Source organism: Fuerstiella marisgermanici (assembly GCF_001983935.1).
GTDB classification, from domain to species: Bacteria; Planctomycetota; Planctomycetia; order Planctomycetales; family Planctomycetaceae; genus Fuerstiella; species Fuerstiella marisgermanici.
This window is the reverse complement of sequence record NZ_CP017641.1, coordinates 7,085,022-7,101,818: the sequence shown is the minus strand read 5'-3', so window position 1 is coordinate 7,101,818 and position 16,797 is coordinate 7,085,022. Positions and strand designations below refer to the sequence as shown.

Sequence of the window (16,797 nt, the reverse complement as noted above, 5' to 3'; positions counted from 1 at the left end):
ACAGGTCATCGCCTGGTGTGCAAAGTTACTCTTGGTCTACACTTAGCCTCCTGCATCGCTGCCACTGTTTACCTAAGCAACACAAAGAGAGCCCATGAACGTTCTTCGGTCGAGAACAGGTCTCATCGTTGCGGTGAGCCTGCTGGCTGTTGTGGGGTTCATCGTCGCGCAACGTGAGTCCCGTGATGAGCTGCTCGAAAAAGGACAACGAGCCATCATTCGGCAACAGCCGGAACTCGCAGCTCAGATCGGTGAAAGGCTTTTGGCATCGTCAGCAAACGATCCACAGGCACTGTTACTAGCTGCGGCTGCTGCAGAGCAGATGCGATCTCACAGCAAGGCTGTCGAGTTGCTCAAGCAAGTCGCAACGGATAACGAGGCCGCCTATATTGAGGCAAATTGCGAGATCGGTCGGCTGGCGATCGACCGCCTTGGCCTGATCAGCGTGGCCGAACAGTCGTTTCGAAACGTACTGACTGTGAATCCAGCGCATGTCACGGCAATTGACCAACTGGCTTACATCCTAAGCCTGCAGACACGAACGAACGAAGCGAATCGCCTTCAACTGACTCTGATTGGCCAGGGAGCCGTCACGCCGGAGTATGTGTTCTCGCTCGTTCAGAACGACCTTCTGTATCCTGACCTTCGCTTCGTGAAGCAGCTTCAAGAGCAGGAACCGAACCACCCAGGCCTGTTGCTCGCCGAAGCAAGAATTGCAACACTCAAGCAGAATTTCGACCGTGCACGCAGCCTGCTTGAGCAGGCAATCAGAGTGAAGCCCGATTTCATAGAAGCGCACGCGCGCCTTGGCAAACTCCTGCTCGACCACAGTAACATTGATGATCTTCCGGATTGGCTGGCTGAACTTCCGCAATCTTCCGAGTGGAATGCAGATCTGTGGATCGTTGTCGGCCAGATCCATGCGAGTAACGGTAACACAAAGGCAGCCATGAGGTGCTACTGGGAAGCCGGCAACATCGAAGCCGCATCATTACCAGCAAATTATCTTCTGGGCGGGCAATTGACATCACTTGGGCGACAGAACGAAGCGGCTGTGCTGCTGAAACGTGCTCGCATGCTGGAAGAATATCGCAAACTGTTTGACCATGGTTCGACGCCAGAATCTTCAATCCAGTTGACATCGGAATTGCTGAAACAAGCGCATGAACTCGCGGAATCTCTCGGGCTTCTTAGGGAAGCATTCGCATTCTCGCAACTCGCCGCAAGCATGCAACCAGCACCTGAATGGGCAACACGAGCAGTCACTGACCTGCATCCACGGCTGGCAAAACTGCCATTGGCGCGAACCGCGCCGCAGGCGAATATTTTTCAGCAGATAGCAATTCCGGAGAGCGACCTTCCTGAAATCAACCTCACCAACACGCCCCCCCATCTTGAATCGGATCCGTCCCAATCAGCAGCGCGTTTCGAAAATCTCACACAGCAACTCCGAATCGATTTCTCATTTGACAACGGCGTCGATCATCGAATCAGCGGAGCTCAGCGCCCTTATGATTTTACAGGTGGTGGAATTGCCGCATTCGACATAGATGCCGACAGCTGGCCCGACCTTTATTTTTCTCAGGGCTGCGTGATCGATGACGACACCGGAAATCCAATCAGCGGCCAACCCGATCAGCTATTTCGCAACCGAATAGGAACCCAGTTCACGAACGATAGTCTCGTCAGCGCACCGGAAACACTGGACTACAGCCAGGGCGTTGCGGCTGGGGACATTAACAACGACGGTTTCACGGATTTGCTTGTAGGCAATCTTGGCGGAAACCGACTGTTGCGAAATAACGGAGATGGTACGTTTAGTGATGTGTCCTCACAGGTTGCAGGTGATGGTGCGCGTTGGACAACCAGCTGCGTTGTGTGTGACGTCAACGGCGACCAGTGGCCTGATTTATATACCGTCAACTACCTTTCAGGAGACATTACATCGCGAGTGTGCCGGGACGAAACCGGACGAAAGCATCCATGTGCTCCACAGACTTTCGAAGCGGCTCAGGACCAGCTTTTTCTTGGTGACGGCAATGGAAACTTTGTCGACGCCACCGCCAGATCTGGGATTCAGATCGAGAACGGCAAAGGGTTGGGCGTCGTTGTCGCGAACCTCACTAATTGTGGCGAGCTCGATATTTTTGTTGCCAACGATGGCGTGCCGAACTTTCTCTTTATGAAGACCAAAGAACATGGTGATGCTCTTTTCAATGAAGTCGGCGGTCAACGCGGACTAGCCGTGAATGGTGACGGCCAGAGTGAAGCCTGTATGGGTATCGCGGTCGAGGACTTCAACCTCGATCGTCGCAGTGACATTTTCGTTACAAATTTCCTCGATGAATCGAACACGCTTTACTCAGAAACGAATCAAGACGGCTTCTACCTGGACCAAACATGGAGCAGTGGCCTCGGCCCACCCAGCCTTCCGGTTCTGGGTTTTGGTGTTCAGGCGGTTGACGGTGATTTGGACGGATTGCCGGACCTGGTCGTGGTCAATGGCCATGTGGATGACTTCACTGATCGAGGTACCCCCTACCACATGTCGCCGCAGTACTTTACAAACATTGCCGGAATGCGATTCACTGAGCAGTCTGCAGAGTCAGTTGGGGAATATTTCTCCGGAAAGCACCTTGGTCGGTGTGTGACTCGGATGGACTGGGACCAGGATGGTGCTGAAGAAGTTGTCATTGGCACGCTCGACCACGCAACGTCCATTCTTCACAACGCGACATCCCCGCGCGGTGGATCGGTCTCGCTTAGCCTGATAGGAACGACATCGCAGCGTGATGCATTTGGCACGACCGTCTCACTTACGACAAGGCAAAGAACGATCACGCGGCAGCTTGTCGCTGGCGACGGGTATCTGGCCAGCAACGAGCGAAAACTTGTGTTTGGACTCGGCAGCCACACAAATGCAACAAATGTCTCCGTGAAATGGGCCGGCGGAAAGGAACAGCAATTCCCAGAGGTTGTTGCTGGAACGCGCTACGCGGCCGTTGAAGGGCGGGCGTTGTTTTACGCGATTCCCCGGTGACGTCAACGCATGCCGGTTACAGAAGTGCCTGGATAGGACGACCGCTGCTGGCGCGGACGGTGAAGCCGTCTGCACTGATGCCGGAGGCAGGGTTGATGTCCATTGCGGCAAAGAGAGTGGCCGTGAAATCTTCCAGTGTAACCGGATTGGTTTTGACGTACGCGGCGCGGCTGTCGGATTCGCCGTAGACGGCTCCCCCTTGAATTCCGGCGCCTGCGATCATTGCCGAATAACACTGCGGCCAGTGGTCACGTCCGATCCGTTTTGCCCCCTTGCTGATCGTGGGCGTGCGACCGAACTCGCCGATCAGCACAACCAGCGTGGAATCGAGTAGACCGCGAGTGTGCAAGTCGTCGAGCAGTGAAGCAACAGCCTGATCGGTTCTGGGCAAAGCGAACGGTAGTCCGTTCCAGCCATTTTCAAAGATGCCGACGTCGGCGTTGCCGTGCATATCCCAGGTTTCGAGGCTGACGAATTCTTCATCGGATTTCAGCCCCGTCCATGCCACGACATTCACCAACCGAACTCCCGCCTCAATCAGCCGGCGAGCGAACAGAAGGTTCTGCCCCAGCGGATTTCGTCCGTATTGGTCACGTAGCGCCGGATCTTCGCGCTCGATTTGGAATGCTTTTTTCGCATCGTCGCTGTGCAGCAAGTCGAACGACTGTTGCTGGTAAAGGTTTAGCGACTCGAATTCATGCGTGCGGCCTGTCGCCGCGAGCTGCTGCATTTGCTGTGACAACTTCCAGCGATCTTCCAGACGTTTCATCGTGACGCCACTGTTCGTCTCAAAAGCCTGAACTCGAAAATCTGCTGACGCCGGGTTGTCGTCGTGTCGTTCTCCAATCAGCATCGGCGCGTATGCCATGCCAAGATTGCCGCCGGTCAAATAGGTATGATCGGGCGGCGCCGATCCGCCGCCGAATTTTTGAAGCCAGATGTATGGCGGAATACTGGCTGTTGCTGGCCGCAGCTTCGTGACGATCGCTCCGAAAGAGGGGTCGTCAGACAGCGGCGTTGCTTTCCCCGCCAACAACATCGAATTCGCTCGATCGTGAATCGATTCTGTATGAGTCATCGAGCGGATTACGGCATAGCGGTCTGACATTTGAGCCAGGCGGGGCATCAATTCGCAGACCTGCAAGCCTGGTGTCGCAGTTGGAATGGGTGAGTACGGCCCGCGAATTTCGTGGGGTGCGCTGGGCTTCATATCCCACGAATCGAGCTGACTTAAGCCGCCGTACTGATGAATGAAGATGCACGACTTCGCGCCGCTGCCGGAGCTGCCACTGAAGGCACTCTTCTGATCTGCCTGCAGCAATGTCGGCAGGTTCAGTCCCAACGCGCCGACGCTTCCCGCCTGCAACAACCTGCGCCGCGACAACGGTTGCGACTTCAATGGACGCGGATTGTCATTCATAGCAGCGGCCCACGGACAAGATGCCTCATCACAATCTGTCGAAGTTCTTTGCGGAGAGCAGGAACGACCAACCTGCATCATGTAGGCTACTGATCATCATGCGCGACTTGCAAACGATCTCCGGAATTATCAAAGGTTAGGTTCCATGAACGGCATCGACTTTTCACGCTCATTTCTGCGTTTTCGCATCGATTCCAACCGCAAACCACCAGGAACGGTGAGCCACAAACCTCCGTACAGCCTGAATAACGCCCGCATTCAGCTCGAATGCTGCTGCGATATTGTCGAAAAATCGACCGGCACGTCGCAGCGTTTTGTTTTAGGAGCAAGTTGCAAGACGGAACGCGTGGGCGTGGATCGCGATATCTGGACAACACCGAATGCAGACTTCGCGCCGATATTTGCAGTCGACCGATTTCTAAACATCAAAACTTATGCGTGCGTCGGAATGGACGTTCCGTTGTTTCCGGAAGGCAGCGGCCAGCAGACTGATCGCCAGACTGGATTGCATGCCGATGTCTTTGACGAAACGCAGATTGATATCGTGGATACACCGGCAGAAGTGCTGCCGACCGCTGAAGATATTGTTCAGGCAATACTGAACAATGAACTGCTGGTGGCTCGCACACGGCTGGAAACAGCGCGATACGTTGCGACGCTCGAATATCCGGTCAAGACCATCAACGCCAATGAGCGGGATAACATTTATCAGACCGACACCGGGCCGATCCTGCTTCCGGATCTGGAGGCCCAACCTTCCGATTTGATTAGCGGTTTCGATCTGGCGTACTCAGCATTCAACTGCGCCGACTGGATCGAGCTGCTTGTTCGCGTGCCCACTGAAGTTGACGGTGGCATCAACGTCTACCATTATTCCAAATCCGTTCGCTGGACTTCGCAAAACCAAATTCTACGTATCCTGTGATGCGTGAAAACTTCCTCCTCTGCCACAAGCTCAGTCATCGACCTTCCCGCCCTGCTCCACCCCACCTCAATGGAACAATCTTCATGACAATTCGCATCTCATTTCTGATCGGCATAGCCCTCCTCTGCCACAGCACGTTGGTTGCCGAGGACAATCTCACCTGGCAAGCGGGCGTCGCATCGGCCAAGGTGACGCCCGAGACCCCCATGTGGATGGCGGGCTACGCGAGTCGCAACAAACCGTCTGAAGGCACGCTGCAGGACCTGTTTGTGAAAGCGCTGGCTTTGCAGGATGACGATGGGAAGCGTCTGGTGATTATCACCTGCGACCTGATCAGCGTGCCGCGGCCGATTCGTGACGACCTTGAGAAAGCGGTCAAAGAAAAATGCAACCTGCCGCCGGAAGGTCTGCTCATCAACTGTTCACACACTCACTGTGGGCCGGAAATTCGTACGACTCGCTGGTCGCTGGACGGACTGCCGCCGCAACGGTTAAAGCAGGCGAACGATTACGTCACGCGTTTGCAGTCGACGTTGGTCAAGCTGGTTGAATCCGCACTAAGCGATCTTGCTCCGTCCCGCATCAGCTATTGCCGAGCTCGTTGCGGTTTGGCCATGAATCGACGCACTCCATCAGCCACCGGGTTTCGCAACTTCCCAAACCCGGATGGACCAGTCGACCACGACGTGCCTGTGCTGAAGGTGGAATCACCGGAAGGCAAACTGCGAGCCATTTTGTTTGGCTATGCGTGTCACAACACAACGCTGGGCATCTTCGAATTTTGCGGCGACTATGCGGGGTACGCTCAGGCGTACCTGGAAGCCGCTCACCCCGAAGCGACGGCGATGTTTGTGATGGGCTGTGGAGGCGACCAGAATCCTTACCCTCGACGGACCATCGAGCTGGCGCAACAGCACGGCCGCAGCCTTGCCAACGCCGTCGAAACTGCGTTGGAAACTCAGGCCCGGCCAATCACTGCTTCGTTAAGAACGGCTTATGACACGGCCACGGTGAAATATCAAACAGCGCCAACAAAGTCCGAGCTGCAGAAGAAGGCAGAATCCAACGACAAGTATGACCGCATCCACGCAGAACGATTGCTGCGGCAACTCGAATCAGACGGCAAACTGCGTGAAAAGTACGACTGCCCAGTTCAGGTGGTCCGTCTTGGCGAGCAAGTCACTCTTGTGGCGTTGCCCGGTGAAACTGTCGTCGACTATTCGCTGAGATTGAAAAACGAATTATCGAACATTGACGGCAGCGGCCCGGCAGTATGGGTGGCCGGTTACAGCAACGACGTATTCGCCTATGTGCCCAGTCGTCGAGTGCTGTTGGAAGGCGGCTACGAAGCCGGAGGCGCCATGCGGTACATGACGACCGTCCTGCAGCATGGCCCGTTCAAGCCGGACGTGGAAGAACGTATCGTGACGAAAGTGCATGAACTGTATCGCGCCCTTGCGAATCAGTAGCACGTAACGCGCAGTAAAGAAGCCGGCCGCATCAATGCGCCGGCTTCTTTTCTTGTTGCAGCACGAAAAATTCTGACGCCTGTTTACAGCACTGCCTTGATTCGCGACAGGAACTCAGTGTTCGTGTCGAACTTAAGCAGAGTCTTCGTCAGCTGCTCCATCGCATCAACAGGGGTGAGGCTGATCAGGCTGCGTCGCAGCATTGTCACACCTTCCAGTGTTGTTGGGTCGAGGATTTTTTCTTCGCGACGCGTGCCTGAACGAGTGATGTCGATCGAAGGCCAGATGCGTCGATCTGCCAGATCTCGGCTCAACATCATTTCCATGTTTCCAGTTCCTTTGAATTCCTGGAAAATGGCTTCGTCCATGCCGTTGTTCGTATCAATCAACGCCGTGCCGCAGACGGTCAGGGAACCGCCTTCATCGAACAGGCGAGCTGTCCCGAACAGCTTTTTGGGCACGTCCAGAGCTCGAATATCCAGACCGCCGCGACCGGTTCGGCCCGACGGGTTCACCCATTTGTTGAAGGCTCTCGCAAGGCGAGTGATGCTGTCCAGCAGAATGAACACGTCCTGGCCTTCTTCGGCCAGTCGCTTGCCGCGTTCGATGATCAATTGAGCGATGCGCACGTGGCTTTCCACGTCGTTGTCGAGCGAAGACGCAATGACTTCCCCCTTCACGCTGCGACTCATTTCGGTCACTTCTTCCGGACGCTCGTCGATCAGCAAAACCATCAGGTGAATTTCGGGATGGTTGATGCTGACCGAATTCGCAATGTCCTGCAGCAACATGGTCTTGCCGGTTCGCGGAGGAGCGACCAGCAAAGCTCGCTGCCCCTTGCCAATCGGACACAGCAAGTCCATCACTCGCATGGTGACCGGCGTTGGGCCGACTTCCAGCTTGATCTGTTCGTGCGGATTGATCGGCGTCAGATCGTCGAAGTTCTTAATCTCGGCGTACTCTTCCGGAGTGAACGCATCGATCAACTCCACTTCCTGCAGTCGAGGCCCCTGATTGCGACTTCCCGGGCCGACTTCGCCCTTCACCAGCACTCCTTCACGCAGTCCGTATTTTTCTACAACGGAACTGGAAACGAATGGGTTGGCATCTTCAGCCGCGTAATTTTTCTTAGGGTCACGCAGGAAGCCATATCCCTTCGGATGCATCTCCAGCACGCCTTCGAATGTGCCTTCAATTGGCTCACCGGCAGGCAGTACAGAACGTCCGCGTCGCGGATTCGGGCCGCCACCACGGCCGCCGCCACCACCACGACCTCGTCCGCCACGGTCTGATTGCGACCGACCACCGCGGTCAGATTGCCGTCCGCCACGATCTGAGGTTTGGCGGCCACCACGATCCGACTGGCGTCCGCGACTGCGTCCTCGGCCACCACCGCTGTTTGATCCGCCAGCGGCCCCGCCTCGATCGCTGCTGGCTACACTGCGATCGATGGTGCCTTCAGTACTGTCCCCACCACTTCGACCGCGACGGCGGCGACGACGGCGGCGGCGTGGGCGATCTGCATCGCCGTCTTCACCGCTCCCGCTCTCTTTTTCGCCCGTTTTGCCTTCCGCGTTGTCGTCAGATGAGGCAGACGCTGGAGCTTCATCACTGTCGCCGCCCGCGCTGAAATAATTTCCGATGTCCGACAAATCGGGTTCGTCATCACGCTCAAACCGTGCCTGTCGAGCTTCTTCCATGACGGCCGCTGTATCGTCCACAAGCGTGTCTGCATTGCTGCTACCCACAAACTCTTCCGGCTCCGGCTCCGCGCGTTTCTTAGTGCGTTTGGCCGGTGCCTTTTTGCGAGCAGCTTTCTTTTTTGGCTTCGCTTCACGTGCGGACGAATCCACACCGTCTCCGAAGTCATCCTCAGAGAACAATTCCGGTGCGTCGTCCTGCTTCTTCCGGCGAGTGGCCTTTTTCTTGGGAGAAGCTTTGGCTTTGCGACGTGCTTTCGGCTTTGTTTCCTCAGCACTGGAGCTGCTTGATGGCATAGGAAATCCTAATTTCCAGATACGAATATCGCGCGGGCGAGGGGCGGGCGAACCGCAAAGAAATGCCCTGCGCAGAAGAATTGGCGCGACTCATCCAGTACGCAAAGACAGCACAGCAACGCAACTTACCAAACCCTGACACAACCCCGTTTTCGCGGGTCTTGTCAGGTGTTCTATGCCGTACCATCGGGTACTGCTGATCCGCTTGAAATCAGCGTGCCTGTTACAGGCGTTGATATAGGGACCCTTGAGGATACCGGCGGGATTCGAGCCTATCGGATTTCTCTACCGAATTGACCATCCGCAAAACGGCAGACGGAGGGCAGTCGCATCCCTGAAACTAAAAAAGCTAACAGAACAATCCCCGTAAATCGCACCGAACATGACTGTCCTGGAACCATTGCCGGAATTAAGGCACCGGCTGAGCCTGAGGGGGACTTCGTCAGCGATCGGAGCTCCTGAACTGGGCTCCTGATTATACGCGAAGATTGATGTGGGATGTCGAACCACCTGGTTGGCGTGGCCTTCGCCATCTCCACCACACCACTAGTATTAACCCAACGGTTTGCTGTGTCAATCGATCTCTGGCAGATCTCCCCGAACATTTTCGAGGGATTTGCGGTTTTCTAGTTAAATCGCTGCCCTTTTAGGTCATCAACCTTCACGGCGTGGCGAATCCGCGTGAACTTCAGTGGGTTTTCCTTGAACGTTTCTCGATTCTCAACAGTTTCAAACAGGTACAGCTGGCTGTCAAAAAACGCACCGTACTTAATCTTCCCCGTGACCGCTCTTAGGTTCGAATACAGAACCACCGGGTCGCAGCCCAGATTTTCCGGCGTGAATTCTTCTGGCGTGCGACGAAATTCCTGCCGCTCCGCGCTCGAACTGAAGTAATAGGTGATTCCCCGGTGAGTCTCCGCCAGATCTTCGCGGCCGGAAATCCACTCGCGATCTCGCATCAATCGAACCGGACAAAATCCGTCCAGCCCAATGATTTTCTCCTGCACGGCCAGCTGCTGATTTGGTGCAGACTTATCTGTTGCCGCAAATCGAACCTCGTCAGGCGAAATGCTGGCCAGCAGTCTCAAATAAGCCGCTTTGGACTGAAACCCCTTGGCCAGAGTCTTGGGAGCCTGCCCCGGCATGACGACCACATCGCGCGGGACTGTAGCCACACCGAATTGGCCCGCCAGATCCCGACGCTCTGATACGTCCACCTCAACCGCGACAATGCCATCGCGAAGCTGACGTTGCACGTCCGGCTGCGAAAAGACCTGTTGAGCCATCTGGCGGCACGGTCCGCAAAACGTCGCGTGGAAGTGAATCAGCAGTGGACGCCCGCTACGCTCTGATTCGGCCTGAGCGTCTTCAAAGGTGGGATACCAGCCCTCACTGGCGCGAACCTGAGTCGCAGTCGACAGGATTGCGAGCGTAGCAACAAGCAAGCTATTCCGATTCACCATGGTGGCATCCATTTCACAGGTTGGCGGAATGAGCCACCGCATAAAATTCCTGAAGTGAAATCATTTCATCAGCAGGAAGCGCTTCGTCCGCAGACGGCGCACGGTCGGCCGTCTCAGGGCCTGACTCATTACCTGTTGTATCGGCCACTCAACAGGTGCGCTCGTGAACAGATGTTTCAACCTTTGACAAAACTCGTTTACGAAACAAATTCCCACCGGAATATGTAAGAGCGCCAGTATCTGATGGTTGTGACGGTTAGGTAAACTTCGACTCCCGAGAACCGCCTTCGCCTTTGGCCTCATCAGCGTTTAGTGCTCTGAGCATGCCAGCGGCCTTGTGCATCGTTTCTTCGTATTCATCGTGAGGCACTGAATCCGCAACTATGCCGCCGCCCACCGGAAACTGCACCACGCCGTTCTTTAGCGTGAAGGTGCGAATCAAAATGCTGCTGTCGAAGTTACCGTTCGGCCCCAGGCAGAAAAAATTGCCGCAATACGCGCCTCGGACTGTTGGTTCCAGTTCCGCAATGATCTCCATCGCGCGAATCTTGGGAGCTCCCGTGATCGAGCCGCCGGGAATTGTGGCCGCACACAAATCCCATACGTCGCGATGGGGTTGCAGTCGGCCGACGACCGTGGAGACAAGGTGTTGCACTGTTTCGAATACCTCAATTTCGCACAGGCCAGTCACCTTCACGGACCCCGCACGGCAGACTCGCGACAGATCGTTTCGCAAGAGGTCCACGATCATCACGTTCTCTGCCCGATCTTTTTCGCTGGCGTACAGTTCGCTGCTGGCATACAGGTCCGCAATCGGTGAACGATGACGTCTTCGAGTCCCCTTGATGGGGCGCGTCTCAACGAACTCGCCACCAGTGACCTTCAGAAAACGTTCCGGAGAAGCACTCACCACGGCGACATCGTCCGCCTGTAACAGCCCACAAAATGGAGCTGGATTCTGTTGCCTCACGCGATCGTAAAGTTCGACCGCTGTCCCCGACCACAACGCGGTCAATTGCTGAGACAGGTTTGCCTGAAAAATGTCTCCTGCGCGAATGTACTCGATCACTCGTTCGACCGCCGTGATGTAGTCATCTTTCGCAAAGCACGATTTCACCGCTGGGGCAGACGGTAGCGAAAACCCTGAGGTACTCGTTCTGGCTTCGAGGATACCATCGCCAACAGCATGAATCTCCGCATGCGGCTTGGCGGGGCTCTGTGGTTCGGTGCCCAGCTTCTGCAACGCCCACGCAACACGGGCGGCCGGAGCAGTCTGGTCACTGCCATCCAGCTTCAGCACATGCAGCGACACGCGAGATTCAACATGATCCCAGACAATCGCCCAATCAAACAAACCTGCCAGCAACGCTGGTGTTCCGAATTCGTCACGCTGCGGTGACGGCAGCGTTTCAAACGCATGCCCCAACTCATACGACATCATTCCCGCGATACCACCGCAGAATGATGCGGACTCGTGGGGCAATTGCGGCAGCCGCGACTGCCAGTCTCGCAACGTCACAAACGGTTCGTCGCCATGAGACACCTGATCGATTCGCACGGTGTCTACTGGGTCGGCCGTTAGAAACGTATACCGAGCATCTCGTTTTCGAATGTGCCCTGCACTGTCCAGCAGCATCACAAACGGACAATTCTGAAACCGGCGCAGCGTGTCGGTGACGTCCAGACGGTGGTCGAGTTCGATAGTCGTCAGCAGATCAGACACGTTCAGATTCAGCGGGAAATTTGCTGGACACAAGCAGCGGCCGGACAGAAGCAATTGTTTACAGCCGCATGTTACCGTTCGCCGCCACAGAATGAATGCAGCCGGATTGGCTTCGCAAATTTCCGTACCACGAGGATCACCGATCGGACACAAGTCGGTCAGCCCGTAGCTTGCCGCTCGCAGGCGACGCCATCGCGGCCTGGGAAAGGCCCGGATACTGAAACGATCGCTCTCGACAGTCAAATAGCGGGATCAGGAGGCAAATTCCACGACCCCGCCCAGGACCACACCAGCGAGCTCCAGCTACGGCGTCCCCAAAATCAGCTCTTCCTCGTCTTGCTGCCGAATGATCTTCGGCGTGATGGCCACGATAATGCGACCTCGACGTTTTTTGGCCAGTTTGATCCGCTCGTTCTGTTCCCGCTCTGCTTTGATGCGTTCGGCTTGCGACAGACTGCTGTCAAGAAAACGCCGCCCCACAGGCTTCGCGGTTTCCGTCACGTCCAACAGTAGCGTCTGCCCGTTGCCAATGATTTGATTGATCAATGGCTGCGGTTGCATGCTGCGACGGCCATTTTCGCGGGGTACCGCATACGATAACTCCAACAGCCTGTCACCTCTGCGTGGACGAGCGGCAGACATCAGTGTCAGTTTGAAATCACTTCCGCCACCAACTTCCAGACTAGCTTCCTGTCCGACGAATGTTGTGATCTTTGGAGCCGACAACGTCTTTCCATGTCCGTCCAGCGGAAAGCCTTCTCCGCTGTCACGATCCAGCGGCAGCAGTGCCCATGAATGACTTCCGGGCCGCTGCTGGAATGTCACGTGGTCTTCCAGCCATTGCAGTTGTTCGGGCGTGTTGAATTGAATAACTCGATACTCGGTTGAGATCTGCACGTCCTGCAATTCACGCAACTGTATCAACAACTCCATGACCTGTTCGTGTACGTCATCCGTCTGTCGCACGATGAGGCTCAGCGTATTCTCGTTTGGCGCAACACTGCCCCCGCCATCGCCCCAAGTGCCCGGTTGGATTGTGGTCTTGATCAGTTCGACCAGCCCCGAGAAGTCTGCCTGCTGCAATTCTGCGTTGTCTTTACCTGGCACAGAACTCGGAATAGGAACCACCAAATCGCCCACCGGATAGACGCGAGCTGTGAAGCGTGACTTCAGCTTCGGGCGGAAGATATTGATCGCGCCATTCTGCACGCGAAATTTCAGCCCGGAACCAGTGCAAAGGTGGTGGAGTGCTGAATTCAACGATATCCCGTCAACATCGATCGAAACCGTGGCCCTGCTCGCCGACAGAACATCCGGGGAACCTGCCGTCTTCGTCGCCCCACTATCAATGGTGACATTCACGCCACAATCCTTCGAAATCATCTCAATGACTTCCTGCATCGGTGCATGATCGAAATGCAGCGAAACCTTCTGATTCAGTTTCTCCCGCATCTTCTGATCGATATGAACTGGGGCGGGTGGCAGAATTGTGCCGTGTGAACCTCGTGCGAGTTGTTCTACCACGACGACATCACCCGGACCGAGGAAGAGATTATTTGTCGCGTCCTCCCTGGCACGCTTGAGACTCACAACGATGACCGCCGTACCGCCATGGGCCAGCGGTCGCCGCAGTACAACGTCATCATCTGCGGGTTCTTTAGTGCCGCCTGCCTGCGCAATTGCGTCCAGCAGGCGTATGCCCGTGTCCGGATATTCGCAATAGCCAGGTTTCCTGACGGCGCCCATTACTGTAATGCCATCTGTCGCACCGCCGCGTTTCCACTCGTCGGAGACTCCGGCGTCACTATCGACGCCTTTGCGTTGAGCTGCCAGTTCACTCCATGTCTTCTGCCCAGATTGCGGAGCGTCGCGAAGACGGTCAACGTTTGCATTGTCCGAGTTTGTCTTAGGAACGTCCTGAGCGTCTTTGCGCCCCGTTACTGCAGTTTCGTTCGCCTGATTATTGTCGGCCTCAACAGGTTCCGCCTGTACCAACACCAGCAGCGATTCTTCCGGATCGTCGCCATCTTTCCACCTCAGGCCACCAATCACCAGCGTTTGGCCCGGTTGCATTCTTACCTGAGAGTTAAGACGCATCATTCGAGTCTCGGGCACCTGAACAGACACCGACTTTCCGTCAATTGTTTGCGACAGCCGTTCGGTTTGAACGCCCGTGATTTCACTCACCTCCACCGCACAGGTCAGCAAAATTCCATTGTCCTGAATTTCGGGACGCACGTTGATCGCCAACCCATCCGCCAAGTGCCGAAATTGAGGCTTGTCGTCATCGAAGCCCACGACGAAAGGTCGAATCACGCAGTCTCGAATTCTCCTTTCGTCGCCGTTCCATGTGGATGAAGCCGGGAATGGCTGGGTGTTTATCTTCGCGCTGGTTTGAGCCTTCTCTCGCAAAGCGGTCGCGGCAGCCTCATCTACGATCTTAAGCAGCACCGGTCGGCTCTTCTGAACGGATTCTGTGATGTGACCGACCTGCTGAATCGGCGAATCCGAAGAAATTTCTGGTAGCAGAACGTTTTCACCACCGGCGGACGTCGCGGAGTCGGCGAGGTCGGTGGGAACCACCGACCAATCTGTGATCAGCGAGTTAACGACTTCTGTCGGGCCGTGTATGACGGTCGCGTTGATACGGACCATGCCGAAACCGTACTTGCGAAACTGTGCCAGCCGCTCGCGGATTCGCGCATGGCCCGCCGCTTCGTGAGTGACGACGAATGTGTCGTTCTTCCAGACCGCCAGTGACGAGTATTGGATCGTGAGTCCGTTGAACGGTTTGCATTCCTGCTCGCCCTCAACGCGGACGATTTCAGTGCCTCGCGATTTGGCGCACGAGTGTCCAGCGGCCTGAGTTAGATCTTTGAGCAGAAATCTCTTAGCGCTCTCAGGAGTAAGCAACTTCTGCTTCGCAAGTTGCTCTAAGAGGTCACCCACAGCATATTCAGCCGTCTCCGCTTTCGGCACGCCGGCAGGTTCGCCCCGGTGGGAATCTGTTTGCTTCTTATCGGTCGTGGCCGCAGCAAGCGTGGCAGCGGTTTCCAAGGACACTTCGTCCGCGCGTTGCCCGATCACCGCTCCTGGCAGCACGACCACCGCAAACAGCAGCACGGCTACAACACTCCACCATGACATTCGCGTTCGACTTCCCTGTGTCAGCGACATAATTCTCTCCATTCGTTTGGATGTAATTTCCACAGGCTTCATGCCGGGAAAAACGGGGACGGGTTGCAAGCGATGCTTGCTTTCAATCACTGCCAGCAGACTTTTTGCGTACTGCATCGGCGAACAGCCAAGTTCTTCCACGACCTGTTCGTCGCAGCAGCGTTCGGTTTCGCGAGACAACATGCGGTTTACGATCCAGACCGCTGGATGGAACCACCACAAACAACGCACCGCCGCCTGCAACGCTCCCACCCACAAGTCGCCGCGCCGGATGTGCAACAGCTCGTGAGCCAGAATCGGCCGAAGTGAATGTTCACCATTGCCCGAGCTCACTGAATCGACCATTCCCTCGACCAGACATCGCGGCAGCACAATCAAGTGCCGAAAAACCCCGAGCACCGCTGGGCCAAATCGGACATCCGAAACGATGACTCGCGGTGTCCGTCGCAGCTTGAGTTGTTGGCTCAGGTCTTTCACGAGCCGTTCGAGGACGTCGTCGAATTCGGTCACACGTTGAGAACGAATTCGTCGCAGGCAGCGCACGAACTTCGTCGTCAGCACAACCGCACTGACCAGCATTCCTGCGACGAGTGACCACCACAGCCACGACCACAACTGGTTCCGTGCGGAGTTGCTCGCGCTGGTCGGCTTCCAGCGTGAAACGACGACTTCCGATGACGCCGCAATAATCTCGCTGGCACTGTCTGGTCGGTACGCCGGTGCTTCAGTTGGAAAAGTGAATGAATCCGGACCAACGTTAACCTTCTTGATTGATGGCTTCGCGACGACTGAATCCGGAACCGCTCGCCTTGAAGTGATCGAGCTACTCAGCTGACTGAACAATCCGCACGAATGACTCCACACCGGCGGCGTCACGCACTTCACAACCACGATCAGCCACAATAGGTGCGCCAGCCGAGGCCGCTTGGTTGCCAACAGTTTTACGGTAATGGCTACAACAACGGTCAGCAAAGCGATCTGCCACGCCTGAGTCACCAGAAGCTGGGCCAGTCGATCTTCAGACATCGCTGTCTCCTTCCAGCCGGTTCAGCAAACTTCGAAGCTGTTCGATGTCTGCCGTTGTGAACTCCTTCTCTTCCACCAGATGCTGCATCAGTGGCATCGCGTCGCCACCGAACAGCCGTTCCACCAGATCGTCCACGGTCTCACGAATAACGGTGCGAGGCTTGACGCGGGGAGCATAAATCCGGGTGCGATTCTCCAGCCGAACCTTTAGATACCCTTTCTCTTCCAGCCGCTTCAGATATGTCTGGACGGTGGTGAAGTCAACGTCTCGGCCAACCGGCAATGCATCATGCACCTGCCTGACGGTGGCGGACTTCAGTCCCCAGACAATTCGAGCAATCTCAAGTTCAGCCTTCGACAGCCCCGGTCTTGGCGGCATGCGCGACCTCCATGTGCTTCTGCAACGTCAACGACAAATGTCCTTGTGACTGACGAAGTGTAAGTACATTTGTACTTGAGTCAAGAGCGACATACCGCGTAGGTGCAGGCGACCTTTGACCTTGCCACTCACGACACAGGTTCACTCTGCACATGGTTTGCCGAGAGCGTCGCTGGCT

The 16,797-nt window shown here is 55.8% G+C and carries 9 protein-coding genes; 3 read left to right on the top strand and 6 right to left on the bottom strand.

What is annotated here, in order from left to right:
- Positions 1–94 precede the first annotated feature (94 nt).
- Complete coding sequence (locus tag Fuma_RS26665; protein WP_077026802.1) at positions 95–3,040, top strand: FG-GAP-like repeat-containing protein; 2,946 nt, start codon at positions 95–97, stop codon at positions 3,038–3,040.
- A gap of 16 nt (positions 3,041–3,056) precedes the next feature.
- On the opposite strand, the gene Fuma_RS26660 is transcribed toward Fuma_RS26665, so the two are convergent.
- Positions 3,057–4,460, bottom strand: coding sequence for a DUF1501 domain-containing protein (locus Fuma_RS26660; RefSeq protein WP_077026801.1), 1,404 nt, complete (start codon positions 4,458–4,460; stop codon positions 3,057–3,059).
- Between the two features lie 145 nt (positions 4,461–4,605).
- On the opposite strand from Fuma_RS26660, the gene Fuma_RS26655 reads away from it, so the two are divergent.
- Together Fuma_RS26655 and Fuma_RS26650 are read left to right on the top strand one after the other, a co-directional pair.
- Positions 4,606–5,385 carry a hypothetical protein gene (locus Fuma_RS26655; protein ID WP_077026800.1) on the top strand — a complete coding sequence of 260 codons (780 nt, stop codon included), beginning with the start codon at positions 4,606–4,608 and terminating at the stop codon, positions 5,383–5,385.
- Positions 5,386–5,468: 83 nt separating this feature from the next.
- Entirely contained in the window at positions 5,469–6,854 is a 1,386-nt protein-coding gene (locus Fuma_RS26650; protein WP_077026799.1) for a neutral/alkaline non-lysosomal ceramidase N-terminal domain-containing protein, read from the top strand.
- An 83-nt stretch (positions 6,855–6,937) separates the two neighbouring features.
- On the opposite strand, the gene rho is transcribed toward Fuma_RS26650, so the two are convergent.
- The 5 genes from rho to Fuma_RS26625 all read right to left on the bottom strand — a co-directional run bounded on the left by rho (position 6,938) and on the right by Fuma_RS26625 (position 16,619).
- Positions 6,938–8,851 (bottom strand): transcription termination factor Rho, encoded by a 1,914-nt coding sequence (gene rho, locus Fuma_RS26645; protein WP_083732351.1) that lies wholly within the window; start codon positions 8,849–8,851, stop codon positions 6,938–6,940.
- A gap of 626 nt (positions 8,852–9,477) precedes the next feature.
- A complete protein-coding gene (locus tag Fuma_RS26640) occupies positions 9,478–10,314 on the bottom strand; it encodes a thioredoxin family protein (protein WP_158521150.1) in 837 nt (278 codons plus the stop codon).
- A gap of 256 nt (positions 10,315–10,570) precedes the next feature.
- Positions 10,571–12,037 carry an aminodeoxychorismate synthase component I gene (gene pabB / locus Fuma_RS26635; protein ID WP_229360744.1) on the bottom strand — a complete coding sequence of 489 codons (1,467 nt, stop codon included), beginning with the start codon at positions 12,035–12,037 and terminating at the stop codon, positions 10,571–10,573.
- A gap of 303 nt (positions 12,038–12,340) precedes the next feature.
- Positions 12,341–16,240 carry a M56 family metallopeptidase gene (locus Fuma_RS26630; RefSeq protein WP_077026797.1) on the bottom strand — a complete coding sequence of 1,300 codons (3,900 nt, stop codon included), beginning with the start codon at positions 16,238–16,240 and terminating at the stop codon, positions 12,341–12,343.
- Positions 16,233–16,619, bottom strand: a complete 387-nt coding sequence (locus tag Fuma_RS26625; protein ID WP_077026796.1) for a BlaI/MecI/CopY family transcriptional regulator — start codon at positions 16,617–16,619, stop codon at positions 16,233–16,235. Before Fuma_RS26625 ends, Fuma_RS26630 begins: the two co-directional genes overlap by 8 nt.
- Between the last annotated feature and the right edge of the window lie 178 nt (positions 16,620–16,797).